Genomic DNA, 21,356 nt, shown 5'->3' with positions numbered 1-21,356 from the left:
GACTAGTCCTTCCTGTATTCCCAGAACGTCGGCCCGGTCGGCTCGTTGAAGTCGCCCTTGGCGATGAGGTAGCCCTCGTCGTCGACGCCGATCGGCAGCTGGGGCAGGGGACGGTGCGCGGGACCGAAGACCACCTTGGCGCCGTCCGAGGCGTCGAACGTCGACTGGTGGCACGGGCACAGAATCCGGTGCGTGGTGCGCTCGTAGAGCGCGGCGGGGCAACCGACGTGCGTGCAGATCTTCGAGTACGCCACGATGCCCTCGTGGGTCCAGTTGAGGCGGGTCTGGTCGCTGCCCTCGCGGACCGCGTCGTTCATCCCGCCCTTCCAGTCGTCCTCCGGCATCTTGATGAGCAGGATGACGGACTTGGCCTGGTCGGTGAGGCTGATCCCGTGCGGGTACCGGTCGTCGTCCAGGGCGGGGAGAGCGGAGATCATCCCGTACGGGTCGTTCTCCAGGTCCTCCGCCCTGATCTTGCGGTGGGTGCCCTCGACGTACATGTGCATGCCGTCGACCCACGGGGTCACCTTCATCTGCTCGCCCGGCAGAGGGCCGGTGTCGCGCAGCAGGACGATGGGCGCGATGCCCAGCGGGAGCATGGCCGCGATGAGCGTACGGCGCATGAGCGGCCGCTTGGTGAAGCCGCTCTCGTCCGCGCTCTTCATGAAGAAATCGCTGAACGAGCCCTTCTCCTCCGGGCTGGAGGGAAGCTCCTCGTACGGCGACGCCACCTCGTAGTGCGGCATCACGTTGCGCGCCCAGACCGTCATACCGGCACCGATACCGAACATGGCGATGGTGAGCGTTCCACCAAGCAGCGCGTTCGAGTACTGGCCGATCTGGGGGTCGGCGATCGCGGGCCCCGCAGCCGTGGGCGGGAACAGGAAGTACGAGACGATGAATCCCACACCGCCGAGGAAGGCGATGATGAACCACACCGAGGCGAGCTTCTCGCCGCGGACCTGCTTCTCCTCCGAGTGCTGGTGAGTCTCCGAGGCCAGGTACGGCCCGTTGTGCTCGCTCTCAGCCTTGGCGGAGGTCTCGGTCACCACGTCGGTGGTGTCCGTCGGGGTGCCGACGACGCGCTCATTGGCGTCGTCCCCCGTGTTGTTGTCGTTGTTGTTCTCAGTCATGGGCACGCTGCTTCGCGGTGATCCAGATCGCGCAGGCGATGATCAGGGAGAGACCGACGGTCCACCCGATGAAGCCCTCGGCGACCTGGCCGACTCGGTCCAGGTCGAAGATGCCACCGGCGTTCGGCTCCGCCTGGAGCGTCTTGACGTAGGAGATGAGTTCCTGCTTCTCCTCGGGGGTGACGACGCCGTCGCTGAACATCGGCATGGCGCCGGGTCCGCTGACCATGGCCTCGTAGATCTCACGCGGAGACGAGTCATGGATCTCGGGGGCCCAACGGCCGTCGGTGAGGGCGCCGCCGCCACCGGACCAGCTGTGGCAGTGCGCACAGTTGGTCAGGTAGAGCTTCATGCCCATGTCGGTGTTGCTGGCGCCCTCGATGTAGGCGTCGTACTCGGCCTCGTACTCGGAGAGGGCCTCTTCGTAGGCCTCCTCCTCGTCGAAGTCGGCACGCTGCGGACCGGCGTCGGGCACCTCGTAGGGCACGTCGGCTCCGGCACCGTTGGTCCTGATCTGCGCGTTGTAGTACGCGATCAGGTCCGCCAGATCCTGCTCGGACACGGCCATCGGCTTGCGCGGCATCTGGCTGTCCGGGTCCATCGACGGCATACGACCGGTGCTGACCTGGAAGTCGAGGGCGGCGGGGCCGACCTCGCGCAGGTCGGGACCGTTCAGGTCGGAACCCGAACCGTCCAGTCCGTGGCAGGAGGCACAGGTCTGGTCGAAGATGGTCTTGCCCTGGGCGATGTCCACGTCGTCCGCGGACGGCGCCTCAGCGGCAAGGGTCTGCGCCTGCGCCTGGTCCGAGGTGGGGGCCAGTCCGGCGTACCCCACCCCGAACAGGGCTAGCGCGAGGATGACGACGACATACCCCGCCAGGGGATGCCGTCGCCGCGCGGTAATCCATTTCACGGTTTCCCCGTTTCGGGTTACTGGATGAAGTAGATGGTTACGAACAAAGCGACCCAGACGACGTCGACGAAGTGCCAGTAGTAGGACACGACGATCGCACTGGTCGCCTGCTGGTGAGTGAAGCGCTTCGCGGCGTACGTGCGTCCCAGCATGATGAGGAACGCGATCAAACCACCGATGACGTGGAGTCCGTGGAAGCCCGTGGTCAGGTAGAACATCGACCCGTAGGCGCTCGACTGGAGAGTCAGGCCCTCGTGGACGATGAGCTCGTAGTACTCATACGCCTGTCCAAGGATGAAGAACAGGCCCATGAAGAACGTGATGAAGAACCACATGCGCAGCTTCTTGACGTCGCCGCGCTCAGCGGCCCAGACGCCGAACTGCGCGGTGAAGCTGGAGGCCACCAGGACAATGGTGATCGTGGAAGCCCACGGCACGTTGAGGTGGACGTCCGCCCACTCGCCGAGCTCGGGGTTCCCGTTGGTCACCGATCGGATGGTGAAGTACATCGCGAACAGCGCAGCGAAGAACATGAGTTCGTTGGCCAGCCACACGATGGTGCCAACACTCACCAGGTCAGGACGCTTTGCCACACCATGAGCTGATGCGGTTGCTGTTTTTGGGTTCGCGGTTGCTGTCGCCACGGGAGCATTATTACGGCTTCTCGCGCAGGTCCGTACTCGACCCCCCGTAAGCAGACGGATCGGTCCCGGTATCGACCGGTCTCGGGGGCCGGCACGGCGCTCCCACCGTGACTCGGGCGTTACTGTAGCCGCTCGTGCACCCGTTGTCCGCCTCCGACGCGCCCGCCAGCGCACGAAAGCGCGATCCGGCGCGGTTGAGGCGATCCGTACCCGGCCGGAAGGCGCTTCAACCTCTCCCAACCAACGCCAAGGTATCGAAACGATCACCGTTGGACAACGCCGCGCCCAGGGCGGGTTAGCGCGGTCCCGTGTGTCCCTGGCATCCTGTGGTGTCGAAGGTCTCAACTCCTTCACCGGTCCGTCGGCTCCCCCCGGTGCCGGACGGCCCCGAGGCAATACAGTCATAGGCGGAAAGAGCCAACGAACGCCACGGTCGCACCCCCCACGGCGGCGGCCGCGGTCAGACGCGATGGGACGGTTGCGCGATGGTGGTCAGCGGTACGGACACGGGTGCCAGGATGCGCGTGCTGGTCTACAGCGACAAGGCGGACACCCGTGAGCAGGTGCGGACGGCCATCGGCCGCCGCCCCGCCACCGATGTGCCCAAGGTCGAGTTCGTCGAGTGCGCGACGGCGCCCGGCGTCCTGCGCAAGCTGGAGTCCAAGGACCCGGCCGAGCGGATCGACGTGGCCATCTTCGACGGTGAGTCCGCGCCCACCGGTGGGATGGGCCTGTGCCGCCAGGTCAAGGACGAGATCTTCCGCTGCCCGCCGGTGCTCCTGCTGGTGGGTCGGCGCGACGACGGCTGGCTGGCGACCTGGTCGCAGGCCGACCAGGTGGTGAGCCACCCGATCGACCCGGTCGCGCTCGCCGAGTCGCTGGCCGAGCTCATGCGTCAACGCGTCGCGGCGCTCAGCGGCTGAGCCGTGGGGTGTGACGAGATGACCGACAGGATGAACGGTGACAGGGATCTGCGCCGTCGCGTCGTGGTGGGCGGAGCCCTCAACCACGGCGCCGACATCGGGCGATGGCGTCGCTCCGACCCGTCCCTCCCTGTCCACCGGAGCCGTTGAGGGGCGGGCCCGTGCGCCCGCCCCGGCTCCACCTGCCCGTTCTCCCAGGAGTCGAAGTAGATGAACGTCCCCGCCACACCCGAACAGGACCAGAGGGCCTCCGCCGTCGAGGAGCGGACCTGGTCCCACCTGATCACCGCCCTGCTGGGCGGGGTCACCCTCAGCAGCGCCGACACGGCGTGGGCGATGAACGAGATCATGTCGGGCTCGGCGACCGACGCGCAGATCGCGGGCTTCGCGATCGCCCTGCGCGCCAAGGGCGAGAGCGTGTCCGAGGTGACCGGACTGGCGCAGGGCATGCTCGACAACGCGATCCGGATCAGCGTCGACGGCCCCACCCTGGACATCGTCGGTACCGGCGGCGACCGGGCCCACACTGTGAACGTGTCCACCATGGCGGCGATCGTGGCCTCGGCCGCGGGGGCGCGTGTGGTCAAGCACGGCAACCGGGCGGCTTCCTCCTCCTGCGGCACGGCCGACGTTCTGGAGCGCCTCGGTGTGGTCCTGGACCTTCCGCCGGAGCTGACCGTGAGGGTGGCCCGGGAAGCGGGCGTCACCTTCTGCTTCGCCCCGCTGTTCCACCCCTCGCTGCGGTACGCGGCCAAGCCGCGCCGCGAACTGGCGGTCCCCACCGTGTTCAACTTCCTGGGGCCGTTGACCAATCCCGCCCAGCCGACCGCCTCGGCCATCGGGGTCTTCGACGAGCGCATGTGCGAGGTGATCGCCGGGGTGTTCGCGCGCCGGGGCTCCTCCGCGCTGGTGTTCCGGGGGGACGACGGCCTGGACGAGCTGACCACGGCCACCACGTCCACGGTCTGGGTGGTCGAGGACGGCCGGGCTCGCCGTGAGCGCCTGGACCCGGCCGACCTCGGTATCGAGCGCTCGGGGCCGGACGCCCTGCGCGGCGGCGACGTGGAGTTCAACGCCCAGGCCGTGCGGGACCTGGTCGCCGGACGTCCGGGGCCGGTGCGTGACGCCGTGCTGCTCAACGCCGGTGCCGCGCTGGCCGCCGTGGACGGTGTGGACGGCTCCCTGACCGACGCGGTACGCGCCGGGTACGCCCGGGCCGCGGAGGCGGTGGACAGCGGCGCGGCCGAGCGCCGGCTGGCCTCCTGGGTGGAGACCAGCCAGGGGCTGGCCAAGGCCCTGTAGGGCCCCGCCGGGGCCCGCCGGGCCCGCCCTTACGGCGGCGGTGCCCGACTGGGGCTTACCAGCCGATCGCGAAGGCCGACTCCAGGTCGTGCTTGGAGTAGGTCTGGAACGAGATGTGGGTGTCGGAGGAGATCACGCCGGGGACCTTGTTGACGTGGTTGGGGATCACGTCGGCGAGGTCCTCGTGGCGGCGCACCCGCACCATGGCGATGAGGTCGACCCCGCCGGTGACGGAGTAGACCTCGCTGACTCCCTCGATCTCGGCGATCGCCTCGGCGACCTCGGGGATGCGGTGGACGTCGGCCTTGATCATGACGATCGCGGTGATCACTGTGCCTCCTGGGCGGTTCTGTGCGGGGCGGCGCCGGGCCGGGGCGCGCTAGTGGGCGTCGGAGAGCCTGGTCCCCGAGCGCCAGCGCAGCCGGTGGACCACCAGCCCCGCGATCACCCCCGCGATGAACCCGTAGACGTGTGCCGCGTAGGCCACGTTGGTGCCAGCGCCAGGGGCGGTCGAGGATGTGACGTAGAGAAGATACTGAAGTGCGAAGTAGCTTCCCACCACGGCCCACCCGGGCAGACGCATCGGGATGACGCCGAACACCAGTGTGGTGACCCTGCTGCGGAACTGCACCACGAGGTAGGCGCCGAGGACCCCCGAGATCGCGCCGGAGGCGCCGACCATGGGAACGGTCCCGTCGGTGTCGACCAGGGCGAAGCCGAAGGCGGCCACGACCCCGGTGCCCAGGTAGAGGGCGAGGAAGCGGAGCTTGCCGATGCGGTCCTCGACGACCGGGCCGAACACGAACAGGTAGACCATGTTCCCGAGCAGGTGCATGGCGCCCGCGTGCAGGAACATCGAGCTGAACACGGAGAACCAGACGGACTTGCCCGTGATTCCCTCGCAGGTGGGGCTCAGCGGTCCGGCCAGGTCCACCCGGCCCAGCAGTTCGTCGGGGATGGCGCCCCAGCGCATGAAGTAGTCGTCGATCGCGCAGTAGCGCCCGACCGCGTCCGCCGGATACCAGACGGCGGTGGCCGACTGGGGCGAGACGAGGTAGACGAGGACGTTGACCGCGATCAGTCCGAAGGCGATGACGGGCGCGCGTCGGACGGGGTAGTCGTCATTGAGCGGAAGCGCGGCCATGCGCCCAGTGTGTCATCCCGGTGTGGGCTTCGGCGCTCCGCAACGGGCATGTCCACTCACCTTCCATCTCCACCAGGCGGGTCCCGGGGCGTTCGAGCCAGTCCAGGAGCAGTTCGGTCTCCCCCGCCGTGGCGTTGGGGACCGGACCGGACCCCGGCGGGACCCGCTCGGCGGTGGCGGTGAGGGACTGCAGGAAGGCGGTGGGATCGGTACCGGGCCGCAGGACGGCGCTGGCCGCCAGGCGGCCGTGGCGGACCACCGCGGTCTCCCAGCCGGTGGCTCCGGGGCCGGTCGCGACCAGGTGCGGGACGGCGGCGATCGCGCTGAGCCGCTGGGCGCGCCGTGCCCCGCGCAGGAAGGCGGTGAGGCGGTCGCGCAGGGCAGCCGCCTCCTCGTAGCGGAGTTCGGCCGAGAGCTCCCGGATGCGACCCGTGAGCGCGTCCACGACCACGGCGGGGTCGCCGGTCATCGCGGTGCGGGCGGCGTCGGCGTGCGCGGTGTAGTCGGTCAGCGACTCCGTGCCGTCGCAGGGGGCGCCGCAGCGTCCCAGCTGGGCGAGGACGCACGGTTTCACTCCGTTCGGGACCACCCGTGGTCGGGTGTCGCCCGCGCCGTGTTCACGTTCCTTCGGCACCTCGACGCTGAAGGTGTGCGTGCACTGGCGCAGCGGGAGGGCGTGCAGGATCGCTTCCCTGGCCTCCTCGGCTGCCCGGGGCGAGGGGTAGGGGCCGATGTAGGGGGCGCCGTCGTCCTTGATGACGCGGACCACGGACAGGCGCGGCAGCGCCCCGGGGGTGAGCGTGACCCAGGAGGCGCGCTCGGGGTTGCGGGAGCGGCGGTTGAACGGCGGTTTGCGCTCGGCGATGATGCGCAGCTCGCGGACCGAGGCCTCCAGCTCGGTGGTGCACACGATGGGGGTGACGCCCTCGACCAGGCCGGCCATCTCCCGGATGCGTCTTCGGGACTCGGCGGCGGTGAAGTAGGTGGCGACCCGGCGCCGCAGGTTGTTGCTCTTGCCGACGTAGAGGCTCTCGCCCCGGGCGTCGGTGAACACGTAGACGCCGGGGCGTTCGGGCAGGTCCTCGGCCAGGTGGCGGCGGGCCCGCTGGGCGCGGCTGGCGGGTTTGTTGACCGCCCGCAGCTCCTCCAGGCTGGTCACCCCCATGGGCGCGAGGCGGGTCAGGAGGCCGTTGAGCACGTCGACGGTCGCGCGGGCGTCGTCCAGGGCCCGGTGGTTGGGGGTGGTGGGGGCGCCGAAGTAGGCGATGAGGGTGCCCAGGCGGTGGTTGTGGACCTCGGGCCGGAGCAGGACCGCACGGGCCAGCCGCAGGGTGTCCACGACCGGGTAGCCGGGCCACTCGATGCCCTCGCGTTCGCAGGCGGCCTTGAGGAATCCGGTGTCGAAGGGCGCGTTGTGGGCCACCAGGACGGTGTCGGGTTCGGCGTCCAGGAAGGCCAGCAGGTCCGGCAGCGCCCGGGTGATGGGCGGGGCGGTGGCCACCATCGACTGGGTGATACCGGTCAGCAGGGTGATGTTGGCCGGGATGAGCATGCCGGGGTCGACCAGGGTCGTGAACTCGCCGGTCACCCGGCCGTCGCGGACCCTGACCGCGCCGATCTCGGTGATCCGGGACCGGGAGGCACTGGTGCCGGTGGTCTCCAGGTCAACGACGACGAAGGACACCCCGGCCAGCGGTGTGCCCAGGTCCCCGATGCTGGTTTGGACGCCCTGGGGCGCCACGGACTGTCGAACCACGCGGTCAGGTTAGTCGGGGCCCACGACCAAACACTTCCGGACTACGGTCAGGCGCGCCCGACATGGAAAGATGTGGGTGACGGGACGGCAGAGGCCGCCGCCCCGTGAAGAGGACGACGCAAGGAGGAACCGTGGGGATCGCGATGCCGGGTGACAGTGAGCGTTGGCGATGCACCGGGTGCGGGAACCTCACGCGGTTCGACGTGACCCGGACGGTCCGTTCGCAGGACTTCGTGCACCAGGAGTTGTCCGGTGTCGGAGCGGTCGAGGAGCGCACGGTGCTCTCCGAGACGGTCGAGCGGGTGAAGTGCCGCTGGTGCGGCGCCACCGACAGTGTGGAGATCGTCCCCCGCCCCGACGCTGACTCGTCGGTCTCCGACGCATCGGCGGAGAGCCCGACGGGTCGGGCATGAGCGCCCGCCCGGAGACGGGCGGCTCCGGTGGTGACGACGGCGACCGCACCCCCGGGGCGGTGAACCACGAGGAGAACGAGGAGTCGGTGCCCTCGGAGGAGGGCGGGGAGCGGCTGCGCCGTCCCCTGCCCGAGCCGGTGCGCGCCCGTGTCGTCGAGTACGGCTCCGACGTGCTCGGCGGGATGCGTTCCTCCGACCTGCCCCCGGTTCTGCGCCGGGTCGCCAAGTTCGAGCCCCGCCGCCGGGCGCGACTGGCCGGTCCGCAGATAGCCGCGCAGTTGGAGAACGACCACGGTTTCCGTGGCAAGGTCGCCGCCCGAGTGGAGCAGGTCTGGCCCGAGCTGGCCGAGGGCATGCGCGCGGGGGTCGTCCCGCCCGCCGCCGACCCGGTGGCGGTGGCGGCCAGCGCCTACCTCCTGCGTCCCAAGGGGTGGCCGGAGATCATCGAGGGCGTCCACGAGGAGCTGGAGCGTCAGACCAGCGCTCGGGAGGTGGACGAGGCCGCGGAGGCCCTCGACGACGTCCGGCGACGCCTGGAGGAGACGCAGCAGGGACACCAGGCGGAGCTGGAGCGCCTGCGCGGACAGATCGGCGAGCAGCGCACCGAGATCGCCGAACTGCGCCGCAAGGTGCACAACGAGCGCCAGCGCGCCAGGCGGGCGGTGGACGAGGCGGAGCGGGTGGTGTCGGAGACGACCGACCGGCGACACGAGAACGAGAGCCAGGTCAGTGCCCTGGAGGTGGAGAACCGCAGGTTGCGGTCCCGCCTCGCGGACGCTGAGGCCCAGGTGGAGAACGCCCGCCGCGCGGTGCGCACCGGCCGCAACGCCGACGAGGCCCGGCTGCGCGTGCTGCTGGACGTGCTGGTGGACGCCTCACACGGTCTGCGACGCGAGCTGGCGCTGCCCACGTCCCTGGACAGCCCGGCCGATCTGGTGGCGGAGGCCCAGGAGGAGCACCGCCGGGTGTCGCTGGGCGGCCTGCCCGACGACGCCCCCGGTCTGCTGGAGCGCCTGCTGACGGTTCCTCGGGTACACCTGCTGCTGGACGGCTACAACGTCACCAAGACCGGCTACGGGACCCTGCCGCTGGCTGACCAGCGCACGCGGCTGCTCTCGTCGCTGGAGGGGTTGGCGAGCCGGACCAAGGCGGAGATCACCTGTGTGTTCGACGGCGCCGACGTGGAGGCCCCACCGGTGACGCCCAGCCGCCGGGTGCGGGTGCTCTTCAGCGCGCCCGGGGAGATCGCCGACACGCTGATCGTGCGGCTGGTGCGGGCCGAACCGCCCGGCCGACCGATCGCGGTGGTCACCTCCGACAAGGAGATCGTCTCGGCGGTCAGGCGGGTGGGGGCGCGCGCGGTGCCGTCCACGGTCTTCCTGCGCCACCTGGAGTCGCACTCCTGAGCGCCCCCGGGTCCGGTGCGTGTCCTCGGCCGCGTCGTCTCGGCTGAGAGTCTCACCACGCGCGTGGGCGCGCCGGGCCCGTCGACCCTCCCCTCCCACCTGGTCGGTCCGCGCCTCGCGCGCCGGAAAGCACGGTGTCCGGGGCGGGGTCTCGCGGGTGCCGTGGTTGAGGCGCGCAGGCCGTTCCGCTAGGTTCTTCCAGGAACGTGAGTGCCCTGTCGGATAGAAGGCCGCCCTTGTGCCTCCCCAGGCCGACCGGGACCCGCACACTCTCGTGAGGCCCGTGCCCACACACGGGTTCCCCCCGATTTCCTTCCGTCTCCCAGCACCCCATGCGGACTTTTCTACCTCAAGGAGCGTGGACCGCCATGAAGAACTCCGGTGGTCGGCGTACGGCTCGCCGAATCGCTACGACCGGTCTCGGTGTGGTCGCCGCCGGTACCTTCATCGCCCCCGGCATCGCACACGCCGAGCCGACCCAGGACGAGGTCGAGGACCGGATCGAGGAGCTGAACCAAGAGGCTTCCACCGCGGTCGAGAACTTCAACCAGGCCGAAGAGGACTACGAGGCGGCCAAGGCCGCCTTCGACGAACTCGACGGCCAGGTCGGTGACGAGCAGGAGCGCTACGACGATCTGCGGGAGAAGGTCCAGCAGTTCGCCAGCGCCACCTACCAGGGCGGCGAGCTCAACTCCACCGCCAACGTCCTGACCTCCGACGGTCCCGAGGCGCTGCTGGAGCAGAACGCGGACCTCAACTACCTGTCGGACACCCAGCAGACCCAGCTGGACGACTTCGGCGAGTCCGCCGAGCGCCTGTTCGCGCTCAAGGACGAGGCGGAGAAGGCCCTCGAGGAGGCCGAGAAGGCCAAGGACGAGGCCGAGGAGGCCAAGGACGAGGTCGAGGAGGCCATCGAGGAGCAGCAGGAGATCCTGGCCCAGTTCCCCGACTCCGACGCCTCGGCCGAGGGCGGCGACGACAGCGGCGGGCAGAGCCACGGCGGCAGCGGCAACGCCTCGTCGGCCCTGGACTTCGCCTACGGGAAGGTCGGCCTCCCCTACGTGTGGGGCGGCACCGGGCCCAACGGCTACGACTGCTCCGGCCTGGTCCAGGCGTCCTGGCGCGCGGCCGGGGTGGACCTGCCCCGTACCACCTACGGGCAGGCCGACGTGGGTACCCGTATCTACGACATGAGCGCCGTCCAGCCGGGTGACATCCTGTTCTTCTTCGGCGACCTGGGACACAACGGTCTGTACGCGGGCAACGGGCAGATGGTCCACGCCCCGAGCAGCGGCCGCAACATCGAGGTCGTCGGCCTGGCCGCCTACTGGGGCGGTCAGTTCCAGTTCGCCGTGCGCCCCTGATCCTGCAGTCTCACCTGAGGCCGCCGTCCCGCACCGGGACGGCGGCCTCTCGCGTGGAGGGGATCGCTCCCTCCGCCAAGCGGCTTTTTGGGACAGGCACCCGGTTTTCGGACACTCCTCGTCTTCCAGCAGAATGTCACGAAACAGTTGAGAGCTTCCTGACGAATGCACTAGTGTTCATCGCCGAGCGCGGTTGCTCCTCATTCACCACCCCCCGGTGGTGACAGCCGCGCCCGGGTCGGGCACACCCCCACACCGTTTCGGCCACCCTCTCTGGCCCGAGGTTCCCCACCCGGTGCAGTCCCTTGTTCCCCGTATCGCCTGGGACAAGGGGAGAAAGGTGCTTCAGTGTCTGCATCCCGTGGCGAACGCCAACGCCGTACAGCGGTCATCGCCTCCCTCGCCATCGGAGCCTTCCTCCTCCCCGCCGCCGTGGCCCACGCCGAGCCCACGTCCGAGGAGGTCCAGGAGGAGATCGAACGCCTCGAAGAGGAGTTCATCGAGCTCAACGCGACCTACAACGAGGCCAAGGAGGCCCACGAGGCGGCCGAGGAGAAGCTCGAGGGCATCCTCGCCGACGTCGAGACCGCCGAGAAGAAGGTCGACTCGCTCAGCAGCGGCGTTCGCGCCCTGGCCAACACCACCTACACGGGCGTGGACCTGACCTCTCCCGCCCAGCTGATCGGGGCCACCGGTCCCGAGGAGGCCCTGGAGCACCAGGCGGACCTCACCTACCTCTCCGAGCAGCAGCACGAGAGCCTCTCCCAGTACATGGAGGAGCTCGAGCACCTGGAGGGCCTGCGCGGCGAGGCCGAGTCCACGGAGGAGGCCGCGGCCGACTCCCTGGAGGAGGCCGAGGAGGCCACCGAGGCTGCGGAGGAGGCGATCAGCGAGCAGGAGGAGATCCTCTCCGAGCTGACCGCCGAGGAACAGGCCGCCGCCACCGAGAACGTCAGCAGCGACGCCAGCGGGGGCAGCGAGAACAGCGGCGGCGGAGGGGGCGGTGGTGGTGGCGCCAACTACACCGGTCCGGCCACCGGCAACGCCCAGACCGTGCTGAACTTCGCCTACCAGCAGGTCGGCAAGCCCTACGTCTGGGGCGGCACCGGACCCAACGGCTACGACTGCTCCGGTCTCACCCAGGCCGCCTGGGGCCAGGCCGGCGTGAACCTGCCGCGCACCACCTACGACCAGATCAACGCGGGCCAGCGCGTCTCCTGGGAGAACATGCAGCCCGGTGACCTGATCTTCTTCTACGGGCCCAACCCGAGCCACGTCGGTCTGTACGCGGGTGACGGCGTGATGGTGCACGCCTCCACGTCCTCCCGACCCATCGGCACGGTCCAGCTGAGCGACTACTACCGCTCCAACTTCGTCGCGGCGGTCCGCCCCTAGGCAGCCGGACGACCCACGACCGAGGAACCAGCGAGAGGGTCCCTGGGAAACCACCGTTTCCCAGGGGCCCTCTCCGTGTCCGGGCGCCTAGACTCGCTCAGGTGTCGCGAACCCTGATCATCACCAACGACTTCCCTCCGCGCGCGGGCGGGATCGAGTCCTTCGTGCACGAGCTGGCCCGGCGCCGCCCCCCTGGGTCCGTGCTGGTCTACTGCTCCTCCCCCACGGCGGAGGACCACCGCGCCGACCCGTACTTCGACCTGCACCAGCCGTTCCCCATCGTGCGTGAGACCGGGCCGGTGCTGCTCCCCACGCCGGGGGTGGCACGGCGGGCCCGGGCCATCGCCGAAATGGAGGGGTGCGACTCCGTGCTCTACGGGGCCGCCGCTCCTCTGGGGCTCCTCGCCGCCGGTATGCGCTCGCGGGTGCGGCGCCAGGTGGCGCTCACCCACGGGCACGAGACCGGTTGGACGGTGGTCCCCGGGGCGAGTTCGGCGCTACGGCGGATCGGTGACGGCGTCGACACCGTCACCTACCTGGGCGAGTACACCCGTCGACGGTTGTCCCGCTCACTGTCCGCCCCCGCCACGGAACGGATGCGCCGCCTCGCCCCCGGGGTGGACACCGAGCGCTTCCGACCCGGTTCGGGCGGCGAGGAGGTCCGACGGGAGCTGGGTCTGGGCTCGCGTCCGGTGGTCGTGTGCGTCTCCCGGATGGTGGCCCGCAAGGGTCAGGACACCCTGCTCCGGGCCTGGCCGCGCGTGCTGGCCGACGTGCCCGACGCGGTCCTGCTGTTCGTCGGGGACGGCCCCCTCGCACCCCGGCTCCGCTCGGCCGCGCAGGGGACGGACTCGGTGCGCTTCACCGGACCGGTCCCCGCCGAACGGCTCCCCGCCCACTACGACGCCGGTGACGTCTTCGCCATGCCGTGCCGCACCCGGCGGGGCGGCCTGGACGTGGAGGGCCTCGGCATGGTCTACCTGGAGGCGTCCGCCACCGGGCTGCCGGTGGTCGCCGGGGCCTCGGGCGGCGCCCCGGACGCGGTCCTGGAGGGCGAGACCGGACACGTGGTCGACGGGTCGATGCCCGGTCCGACCGCCCGCGCGCTCATCCGACTCCTGAAGGACCCCGGCCGCGCCGCCCAGATGGGCGCACGCGGCCGGGAGTGGGTGACCGCAGAGTGGACCTGGGAGCGCACCCTCCGGCGCCTGGACGACCTTCTCAGGGGCGTGGAGCCGACGCCCTAGGGCGTGTATTTTGGATGCTTTCGCCGGTGGCGGCGGAGCCGCCATCGATGCGAGCGGCGTCCAGGCAATCTCTCGCAAGCCGTGGAGCGAAGGTCAGCCCGGGTTTGGCTGTCCGAGCTTCATCGGCGCGGCGAGAGGCAGCCTGGTGGTCGCGAGCGCGGAATGATCCAAAAAACACGACCTAGAGGTCGTCGCCGTGGACGGAGCCGGGCGTGCCCGAGCCGTCGGTGCTCTGGGGCTGCCCGGTGACGCTGTTGGCCAGCCACTCCTCCCAGGATCGCTGGTAGAAGCCCCAGCCGTTGTCCCACTCCAGGTCGCGTTCGGTGCCGGTGGTCTCCAGGATGTCCCCCATAAGGGCCTGGTTGTGGAACCAGCGGGCGTCCTCCATGGTCATGTTCGTGCACCCGTTGGAGGTGTTGGCGCTGCCGATGTTCCCCGCGTTCCACGGAGCCGCGTGGGTGAACTCGCCGCTGTTGGAGGTGCGGACCGCCCAGTCCACGTCCAGCCGGTAGTAGCCGGGCGACCCCTCCGGGATGCCGACGGTCGCGGAGTCCATGACCAGGGCCTGGTACTTCTCCATGGTGAGGTGGACACCGGAGGTGGTGGTGTTGAAGCGCTCCTCGGCGGATCCGTTGCTGACCGGGATGGTGCGGACGGTCTCGCCGTCGATGGACACGGACATCTCGTGGTCGGGCACGTGCATCGTGGACACCAGCTCGCGTCCGACCTCGAACCGGACGCGGTGGTCCTCCGCTCCGTAGACGCCCTCGGAGGACTCGACCCCGGCCAGCCTGAGATCCACGGTGACCTCCTGGTAGGGATCCCAGTACTCCTTGGGCCGGAAGACCGCCATCTCGTCGGTGACCCAGTTCCAGGCGCCCTCGGTCTCCTCCTCGGCCGTGACCTGGATGGAGTTCTCCACCTGTTCCTTGTTGGTGACCGCCCGGTCGAAGTTGACGATGACGGGCATGCCCACTCCGACCACGTCCCCGTTGCTCGGGAAGTTGGAGACGAGTTCGAGGCGTTGGTCGGCCGCCGCGTCCATGGTGGTGAACTCCGAGACCACCTCGGTCTCCTCGCCCTCCTGGTCGGCCGCGGTCACGAACACTCTGACGGAGGACCCGGGACGCAGGTTCCAGTCACTGACCCAGGCGTTCCCGGCCTCGTTGAGTGTGCCGGTGACGGTGAAGGGGTCCTCCTCCTCACCCTGGGCTCCGGTGTCGGCCACCTCCTTCGCGTCGCCGGAGGCGACCTCGCCCTCGGTGTCCTGCTGGACCCACACGTCGGTGAGGGTGCCGTCCACGGCCTCGACCCGGATGGGGGTGTTGGGAGGAATCTCCGTGGCGCCCGGTTCCGGGGTGACCTCCACCTCCGGCCCCGGCTCGCTCTCGCCGGGGGCCGCGGTGCCCCCGGGGCCGTCCCCGCCCTCGGGGGTGCACGCCGCCGCGAGGAGCACCAGGGCTGCCGCTGCCGCGGCCGTTCGGGAAGAGGCGATTCGTCGCTTCACGCCAAGGACCTCCAGCGTCCGTACGCGGCCCGAGGCGTGCGCGGAGCGTGCGCACCGGCGTGACGCCGACAGGGCCTGGATGCGGCGTGACCTGCGAAGGCAGCGTCACGTGGGCCACCGAAAAAGAGCACCCCGGTGGCCGGAGGTCGTCTGGGACGACTCGTCCGGTCACCGGGGCGGTGACACTCACATCCTACCCTGCGTAGCCGAAAGCACTCATAGAGTGACAAACGCGCGGGGTGTGCACGTCAGTGCTGGAACTCCTTGCGGTAGTACTCGAAGACCCAGCCCAGCGAGGTGAGGATGACGGCGAAGAAACCGGTGATCACCATCCACCAGCCGATCGCCACGCCGACCGCCGTGAAGGCGACGGCCATCGCGACGAACATCGGCCACCAGCTGTGCGGGCTGAAGAAGCCGTACTCACCGGCGTTCTCGGCGATCTCGCCGTCGAGCCGTTCCTCGGCCGGCAGGCCGTGGTGGTGCTCACTGTGGCGAGCCGACTGCCAGAGCCAGAAACCGATCATCCAGCCGAAACCGATGGAGACCACCAGGGCGGTGGTACCCGCCCACTCGATCTGACCGGTGTCCTGGAGCGACCAGTAGATGTACAGCGCGGCAGCAAGACCGAAGAAGGTCGAGATACCCATGAACAGGTAGGCCTGCATCTTCATGTGCTCTACCCCCTACTTCTTCTCGGCACCGGCGGCGACGGCACCGGGTGCGGCCGCGTGCGGGTGGTTGAGGTCGAAGGCCGGACGCTCGGACCGGATCCGGGGCAGCGACGTGAAGTTGTGTCGCGGCGGCGGGCACGAGGTGGCCCACTCCAGCGAGCAGCCGTAGCCCCACGGGTCGTCCACGGTGACCAGCGGCGCCCTCTTCGCGGTGACGTAGATGTTCCAGAAGAAGATCAGCGTCGAGGCCGCGAGCACGAACGAGGAGACCGAGGAGATCTGGTTCAGCTGCGTGAAGCCGTCAGTGGCCAGGTAGTCCGCGTAACGGCGCGGGAAGCCCATGGCGCCCAGCCAGTGCTGCACCAGGAACGTGCCGTGGAAGCCCAGGAAGAGCAGCCAGAAGTGGAACTTGCCCAGCTTCTCGTTGAGCATCCGCCCGGTGAACTTGGGCCACCAGAAGTAGAAGCCCGCGAACATCGCGAACACCACGGTGCCGAACACCACGTAGTGGAAGTGCGCCACCACGAAGTAGGAGTCGGTGACGTGGAAGTCGATGGGCGGCGAGGCGAGCAGCACACCGGTCAGACCACCGAAGAGGAAGGTGACCAGGAAGCCGATCGTGAACAGCATCGGCGTCTCGAACGTGAGCTGTCCGCGCCACATCGTCCCGATCCAGTTGAAGAACTTCACACCGGTCGGAACCGCGATGAGGAACGTCATGAACGAGAAGAACGGCAGGAGCACCGCGCCGGTCGGGAACATGTGGTGGGCCCACACGGTCACGGACAGGCCGGCGATGGCGATGGTCGCCGCCACCAGGCTCTTGTAGCCGAAGATCGGCTTGCGGCTGAAGACCGGGAGGATCTCGGTCGCGATACCGAAGAACGGCAGCGCGATGATGTAGACCTCCGGGTGGCCGAAGAACCAGAACAGGTGCTGCCACAGGATGGCGCCACCGTGCTCGGCGTTGAAGACCTGGGTGCCGACCATGCGGTCGGCGCCCAGAGCGATCAGGGCCGCGGTCAGAACCGGGAACGCGATGAGCACCAGGACACTGGTGAGCAGGGTGTTCCAGGTGAAGATCGGCATGCGGAACATCGTCATACCGGGCGCGCGCATGCACAGGCCGGTGGTGATGAAGTTGACCGCACCGAGGATCGTGCCCAGACCGGAGACGGCCAGGCCCAGGATCCACAGGTCGCCGCCGAGACCCGGCGAGCGGACCGCGTCGGAGAGCGGGGTGTAGGCGAACCAGCCGAAGCTGGCCGCGCCGCCCGGGGTCAGGAAGCCGCTGATCGCGATGAGGCTACCGAAGAGGAACAGGTAGTAGCCGAACAGGTTGATCCTGGGGAAGGCCACATCGGGGGCGCCGATCTGCAACGGCATGAGGATGTTCGAGAACCCGACGAAGAGCGGGGTCGCGAACATCAGCAGCATGATCGTGCCGTGCATCGTGAAGAGCTGGTTGAACTGCTCGTTGGACATGTACTGCATGCCCGGCTGGAACAGCTCCAGGCGCATGAGGAGCGCCAGCACGCCTCCGAAGAGGAAGAACGCGAAGGAGGTGATCAGGTACATGTACCCGATGACCTTGTGGTCGGTCGACGTCAGCCAGTTGACGATGATCGACCCCTTGCGTGACGGTGCCTGACCGTCAGTGCGGGGTTCGGTTGCCGTCGTGGTCATTTACTCGTCATTCTCCTCGGACTCGGTCGCCTCGGCTCCCGTGCCCTCAGCGTCGGTGCCGTCAGCACCCGTGCCCTCGGCGTCGTCGGTCTCGGCGGCCTCTGCGGCCTCGGACTCAGCGGCAGCGGCCTCGGCGGCCTCTGCGGCCTCGGTCGCGTTGGCTTCCTGCTCTGCGGCCCAGGCGTCGTACTCGTCCTGCGGAAGGACCTCGACGTTGAAGAGCATGCGGGTGTGGTCCACACCGCACAGCTCGGCGCAACGACCGACGTACTCGCCCTCGGAACCTTCCATGAGGTTGACCTGGAAGGAGTTGTCCCGGCCCGGGACGACGTCCATCTTGAAGCCGAAGGCCGGGATCCAGAACGAGTGGATGACGTCGGGAGAGTGGAGGTCGAAGTGGACGACCGCGCCCTCGGGAAGGACGAGGGTCGTCTGGGTGTCACGGTTGGCGGTGCCGTCCGGGTTGGGGATACCAACCTCGGAGAAGAGCACGTCGCCACCGTTCTCCTTGGTGTCGTCCATGTAGTTGAACTGCCAGGCCCATTGGAAGGCCACGACCTCTACATGGACGTCGGCGGGCTCTTCTGTGTCGAGCAGGTAGGCCTGGTCTCGCGCGGTGAAGAAGAAGAGCACCGAGATGACGACGATCGGCAGAACGGTGTACAGCGCTTCGATGGGCATGTTGTACCGCACCTGCGGCGGCAACTGCTCAGAGCGCTTGCGGTGGAAGAGGATTGTCCAGATGAACAGTCCCCACACAAGGACGCCGACCGCGAAAGCCGCCACCCACGAGCCCTGCCAGAGCGAGATAACACGCTCGGCCTGCTCGGTGATCGGCTCCGGCATGCCCAAACGAGTGAGATCGTTCGACGCGCAGCCGGTCGCGGCCAGCCCCAACACGGCGAGCGCGGCGCCGCGTGGTGCCCATCGGCGCAGAGTTGAGCGCCGATTTTTTTGGCGGGTCGGACTCACGGATTGCCTTCCCAGCGGTGAAGCCCGTGGATTCTCCACGGGCGGCCTAAGTATCCAAAGCTTGTCAGGGGGAAACATTATCGCGAACCGCCCAGCGTGCCGTTCATGGGCTTGCCTGGTCAGCGTGTTGCCAGACGCGCCCTCTCGAAACGTTCGGCGGCCCCACGGAGCCGGGCCAGGTCGCCCCCGAGGGTAGTCCTCCCGGCTGGCTACGAGGCGCGGCCCGGCGATCCCCCGGGCCCTTGGCCGCTCCCGTCCACATCTCCGCTCGAGGCGGTGGTGTGCGCGTTCGCGACGCGAGACCAAGGCGAGCGTATCGCTGGGTTTACGACACCCTTAACCGGGTGCGCCTTTTGAGGCGCACCGGGTCAAGATTGGGCCACAGGACGACAACCAACTGGGGGTGGACGTGCCCGAGCGACCGACTTCGCAGCAGCCGCTGGTCACCGTGGAGGCGGTGGGTCTCAAGTGCCCGATCCCGATCATCATGCTGGCCGCCCGACTGCGCGAAGTGCCTATCGGGGCGGTCATCGCGGTCACCGCGGACGATCCCGCGGCGAGCGCGGACATACCGTCCTGGTGCCGGATGAAGATGCACGAGTTCGTCGTCGAGCGGCCGCTGGCGCGGGGTAGCGCTTTTCACATCCGCCGGATGTACTGACCGCCGACGACGCCACCGGAACGACGGGCCGGGCTTTCGGTCCCGTTGCGATAACGATTCACGCCGTCCAGTTTCCGGGGACGGTGTGAAGCTCCCGATCCCCCTCCCGAAGCCCCGACCGGGCGGAGGGAGGGAGGTACCGGACAAGGCGAAGGCCGCGCGGACACGGGGTCCACGCGGCCTCTCCCACACTGCGGTTCCGCCCCCGAGGAAGGGAACCGCGACCGCGGGAACCGTCTAGCGAGCGTAGTACTCGACGACGAGCTGCTCGTCGAAGGGCACGGGGATCTGCTCACGCTTGGGGCGGTCGACGACCGCGATGCGCAGGTCCTTGTGGCTCACGGCGAGGTAACCGGCGATCTTGTCGTCGGCGTGGATGCCCTCGGTGGCCTCGACAAACGGGACCATCGAGCGGGACTTCTCCCGAACGCTGATGATCTGGCCCGGCTTGACCTGGTACGACGGGATGTCGACCTTCTTGCCGTCCACGGTGATGTGACCGTGGTTGATGAACTGACGCGCGGCGTAGATCGAGGCGGCCAGACCGGCGCGCAGCACGACCGTGGCCAGACGCAGCTCCAGCTCGCCGAGCATCTCCTCACCGGTACGGCCGGGACGCTTCTTGGCGTTCTCGTAGATCCTGACCAGCTGCTTCTCGGTCAGGTCGTAGTACCAGCGCACCTTCTGCTTCTCCGCCATACGAACGGCGTAGTCGCTGCTGTTGCGGCGGACGCGACGACCGTGCTCGCCGGGCGGGTACGGACGCTTCTCGAAGTAGCTGACCGCCTTACGGGTCAGCGGGGTGCCGGCGCGCCGGGACAACCGCACCTTCGGTCCGGTGTAGCGCATGCGAAGTCCTTTCAGGGTGAATCAGGGAATCCCAGGTAAGGCTGGCCTAGATCTGGGAGGCGCTCAGGGCGCCCGAGCCCCGGTGTCCCGCGGTGCGGGTCGGAGCGGGTTCCCCACCGCCGCGCGTGACCCGGCGCGAGCGGTTCGGGCGAATGACCCGGCACGCGTTTCGACGCACCGGGCGGGCACGGGAGTTCCCGTGCGGGTCACAGCCATCCACTTTACGGGCTCCGGGGTACCACCCCGACCAGAGCGCGTCCATTTGCGGCCGGGGCGGACACGGGTCACAGGAAGGGGCGGACCTCTGCGGCGGCCTCGGCACCGTAGGAGCGCTCCAGGCGCTCCAGCAGCGAGGCGCCGGTGAGCGTGTACTCCTGGGGCCCGTCGGCCTCCAGGCAGTGCACGGCGGTGGCGTTGCCGACCTGGGCCGCGCGCTCCAGGGGCAGGCCCCAGGAGTGGGCGGACAGGAAGCCCGCGCGGAAGGCGTCGCCCATGCCGGTGGGGTCGACGAGCTCGTCGACGGCGGCGGAGGGAACGTGGATGCTCGGCTCGTCCTTGCGGTCGATCCGGGCGCCCTTGGCCCCGAGGGTGGTGACGCGCGTCCCCACCCGGGACAGGACGTCGGCGTCGGACCAGCCGGTCTTCTGCTCGGCCAAGGCCTTCTCGTACTCGTTGGTGAACAGGAAGGCGGCGCCCTCGATCAGCGTGCGCACCTCCGGGCCCTCCATGCGGGCCAGCTGCTGGGAGGGGTCTGCGGCGAAGGGGATGGCGCGGGTGCGGCACTCCTCGCTGTGGCGGATCATGGCCGCGGGGTCGTCGGCGCCGATCAGGACGAGGTCGAGGCCGCCGACCCGCTCGGAGATCGGCTGGAGCTCGATGTTGCGGGCCTCGGCCATCGCGCCCGTGTAGAAGGACGCGATCTGGTTCTGGTCCAGGTCCGTGGTGCAGACGAACCGGGCGGTGTGGCGCAGCTCGGAGATGTGCACCGCCGAGGTGTCGACGCCGTGGCGGTCGAGCCAGGAACGGTACTCCTCGAAGTCCGCGCCGGCGGCACCGACCAGGACCGGGCTCAGACCGAAGCCGCCCATGCCGAAACAGATGTTGGCCGCGACGCCGCCACGGCGCACGTCCAGCTCGTCGATGAGGAAGGAGAGGGACAACTGCTGGATCTGCTCAGGGATGATCTGCTCGGCGAACCGACCCTGGAAGGTCATCAGGTGGTCTGTGGCGATGGATCCGGCAACCGCGATACGCACGGGACGTGGGCTCCTTGCTGGCGGGGTGGATCGCTCGAGGGCGATCCGACGAGCTGTTCAGGGCATGCGGGGGACGTGCCCGTTCGGACCAGCCAAGGGTACCCAGAGGGG

The 21,356-nt window shown here is 69.2% G+C and carries 21 protein-coding genes; 9 read left to right on the top strand and 12 right to left on the bottom strand.

What is annotated here, in order from left to right:
* Positions 1 to 2: 2 nt before the first annotated feature.
* The 3 genes from ADX84_RS00495 to ADX84_RS00485 form a co-directional block, all read right to left on the bottom strand.
* A complete protein-coding gene (locus tag ADX84_RS00495) occupies positions 3 to 1,133 on the bottom strand; it encodes a ubiquinol-cytochrome c reductase iron-sulfur subunit (protein WP_049565562.1) in 1,131 nt (376 codons plus the stop codon).
* Entirely contained in the window at positions 1,126 to 1,968 is an 843-nt protein-coding gene (locus tag ADX84_RS00490; protein ID WP_234003808.1) for a cytochrome c, read from the bottom strand. The genes ADX84_RS00495 and ADX84_RS00490 overlap by 8 nt, the downstream gene beginning before the upstream one ends.
* Before the next feature lie 95 nt (positions 1,969 to 2,063).
* Entirely contained in the window at positions 2,064 to 2,639 is a 576-nt protein-coding gene (locus ADX84_RS00485; protein ID WP_369801034.1) for a heme-copper oxidase subunit III, read from the bottom strand.
* A 536-nt stretch (positions 2,640 to 3,175) separates the two neighbouring features.
* On the opposite strand from ADX84_RS00485, the gene ADX84_RS00480 reads away from it, so the two are divergent.
* The 3 genes from ADX84_RS00480 to trpD are packed head-to-tail and all read left to right on the top strand — an operon-like array spanning position 3,176 to position 4,915.
* Positions 3,176 to 3,613 carry a hypothetical protein gene (locus ADX84_RS00480; protein WP_049565566.1) on the top strand — a complete coding sequence of 146 codons (438 nt, stop codon included), beginning with the start codon at positions 3,176 to 3,178 and terminating at the stop codon, positions 3,611 to 3,613.
* 18 nt (positions 3,614 to 3,631) lie between these two features.
* Complete coding sequence (locus ADX84_RS26930; RefSeq protein WP_255352538.1) at positions 3,632 to 3,763, top strand: hypothetical protein; 132 nt, start codon at positions 3,632 to 3,634, stop codon at positions 3,761 to 3,763.
* Between the two features lie 60 nt (positions 3,764 to 3,823).
* Positions 3,824 to 4,915 carry an anthranilate phosphoribosyltransferase gene (trpD, locus tag ADX84_RS00475; RefSeq protein ID WP_049565569.1) on the top strand — a complete coding sequence of 364 codons (1,092 nt, stop codon included), beginning with the start codon at positions 3,824 to 3,826 and terminating at the stop codon, positions 4,913 to 4,915.
* A gap of 55 nt (positions 4,916 to 4,970) precedes the next feature.
* On the opposite strand, the gene ADX84_RS00470 is transcribed toward trpD, so the two are convergent.
* From ADX84_RS00470 to ADX84_RS00460, 3 genes are read right to left on the bottom strand one after another with little or no spacing between them, the layout of a single operon-like run.
* On the bottom strand, positions 4,971 to 5,246 hold the full coding sequence (locus ADX84_RS00470; RefSeq protein WP_017546524.1) for an Lrp/AsnC family transcriptional regulator: 276 nt from the start codon (positions 5,244 to 5,246) through the stop codon (positions 4,971 to 4,973).
* 48 nt (positions 5,247 to 5,294) lie between these two features.
* Positions 5,295 to 6,059 (bottom strand): rhomboid family intramembrane serine protease, encoded by a 765-nt coding sequence (locus ADX84_RS00465; protein ID WP_049565572.1) that lies wholly within the window; start codon positions 6,057 to 6,059, stop codon positions 5,295 to 5,297.
* Complete coding sequence (locus tag ADX84_RS00460) at positions 6,037 to 7,815, bottom strand: DEDD exonuclease domain-containing protein (RefSeq protein ID WP_049565575.1); 1,779 nt, start codon at positions 7,813 to 7,815, stop codon at positions 6,037 to 6,039. The genes ADX84_RS00465 and ADX84_RS00460 overlap by 23 nt, the downstream gene beginning before the upstream one ends.
* A 131-nt stretch (positions 7,816 to 7,946) precedes the next feature.
* Here ADX84_RS00460 and ADX84_RS00455 point away from each other — a divergent pair, with 131 nt between their 5' ends.
* The 5 genes from ADX84_RS00455 to ADX84_RS00435 all read left to right on the top strand — a co-directional run bounded on the left by ADX84_RS00455 (position 7,947) and on the right by ADX84_RS00435 (position 13,640).
* Positions 7,947 to 8,228: a hypothetical protein gene (locus ADX84_RS00455; protein WP_017546521.1), complete on the top strand. Its 282-nt coding sequence runs from the start codon at positions 7,947 to 7,949 to the stop codon at positions 8,226 to 8,228.
* Positions 8,225 to 9,634 carry an NYN domain-containing protein gene (locus tag ADX84_RS00450; protein WP_049565578.1) on the top strand — a complete coding sequence of 470 codons (1,410 nt, stop codon included), beginning with the start codon at positions 8,225 to 8,227 and terminating at the stop codon, positions 9,632 to 9,634. Before ADX84_RS00455 ends, ADX84_RS00450 begins: the two co-directional genes overlap by 4 nt.
* A 368-nt stretch (positions 9,635 to 10,002) precedes the next feature.
* Entirely contained in the window at positions 10,003 to 10,998 is a 996-nt protein-coding gene (locus ADX84_RS00445) for a C40 family peptidase (RefSeq protein WP_082206222.1), read from the top strand.
* Between the two features lie 348 nt (positions 10,999 to 11,346).
* Positions 11,347 to 12,393 carry a C40 family peptidase gene (locus ADX84_RS00440; protein ID WP_049565595.1) on the top strand — a complete coding sequence of 349 codons (1,047 nt, stop codon included), beginning with the start codon at positions 11,347 to 11,349 and terminating at the stop codon, positions 12,391 to 12,393.
* Between the two features lie 101 nt (positions 12,394 to 12,494).
* On the top strand, positions 12,495 to 13,640 hold the full coding sequence (locus ADX84_RS00435; RefSeq protein ID WP_049565598.1) for a glycosyltransferase family 4 protein: 1,146 nt from the start codon (positions 12,495 to 12,497) through the stop codon (positions 13,638 to 13,640).
* Positions 13,641 to 13,821: 181 nt separating this feature from the next.
* Here the strand turns inward: ADX84_RS00435 and ADX84_RS00430 are convergent, their stop codons facing one another.
* The 4 genes from ADX84_RS00430 to coxB all read right to left on the bottom strand — a co-directional run bounded on the left by ADX84_RS00430 (position 13,822) and on the right by coxB (position 18,353).
* Positions 13,822 to 15,147, bottom strand: coding sequence for an Ig-like domain-containing protein (locus tag ADX84_RS00430; protein WP_049565600.1), 1,326 nt, complete (start codon positions 15,145 to 15,147; stop codon positions 13,822 to 13,824).
* Between the two features lie 248 nt (positions 15,148 to 15,395).
* Positions 15,396 to 15,821, bottom strand: a complete 426-nt coding sequence (locus ADX84_RS00425; RefSeq protein WP_049565603.1) for a cytochrome c oxidase subunit 4 — start codon at positions 15,819 to 15,821, stop codon at positions 15,396 to 15,398.
* A gap of 12 nt (positions 15,822 to 15,833) precedes the next feature.
* Complete coding sequence (gene ctaD, locus ADX84_RS00420) at positions 15,834 to 17,507, bottom strand: cytochrome c oxidase subunit I (protein WP_049565606.1); 1,674 nt, start codon at positions 17,505 to 17,507, stop codon at positions 15,834 to 15,836.
* The gene (gene coxB, locus ADX84_RS00415) at positions 17,508 to 18,353 is read right to left on the bottom strand and encodes a cytochrome c oxidase subunit II (RefSeq protein ID WP_049565609.1); all 846 of its coding nucleotides are present in this window, start codon (positions 18,351 to 18,353) and stop codon (positions 17,508 to 17,510) included. It abuts the gene before it with no gap.
* 529 nt (positions 18,354 to 18,882) lie between these two features.
* On the opposite strand from coxB, the gene ADX84_RS00410 reads away from it, so the two are divergent.
* A complete protein-coding gene (locus ADX84_RS00410; RefSeq protein WP_017546512.1) occupies positions 18,883 to 19,140 on the top strand; it encodes a sulfurtransferase TusA family protein in 258 nt (85 codons plus the stop codon).
* Positions 19,141 to 19,377: 237 nt separating this feature from the next.
* Here ADX84_RS00410 and rpsD read toward each other — a convergent pair whose 3' ends face one another.
* Both rpsD and ADX84_RS00400 read right to left on the bottom strand, forming a co-directional pair.
* Positions 19,378 to 19,989, bottom strand: a complete 612-nt coding sequence (gene rpsD, locus ADX84_RS00405; RefSeq protein WP_049565612.1) for a 30S ribosomal protein S4 — start codon at positions 19,987 to 19,989, stop codon at positions 19,378 to 19,380.
* Between the two features lie 284 nt (positions 19,990 to 20,273).
* On the bottom strand, positions 20,274 to 21,245 hold the full coding sequence (locus ADX84_RS00400) for a carbohydrate kinase family protein (protein ID WP_049565615.1): 972 nt from the start codon (positions 21,243 to 21,245) through the stop codon (positions 20,274 to 20,276).
* Positions 21,246 to 21,356 lie beyond the last annotated feature (111 nt).

Origin of the sequence: Nocardiopsis sp. SBT366, assembly GCF_001083815.1 — a bacterium.
In the GTDB taxonomy this organism is placed as follows: domain Bacteria; phylum Actinomycetota; class Actinomycetes; order Streptosporangiales; family Streptosporangiaceae; genus Nocardiopsis; species Nocardiopsis prasina.
This window is presented reverse-complemented; position numbering and strand designations above follow the sequence as displayed.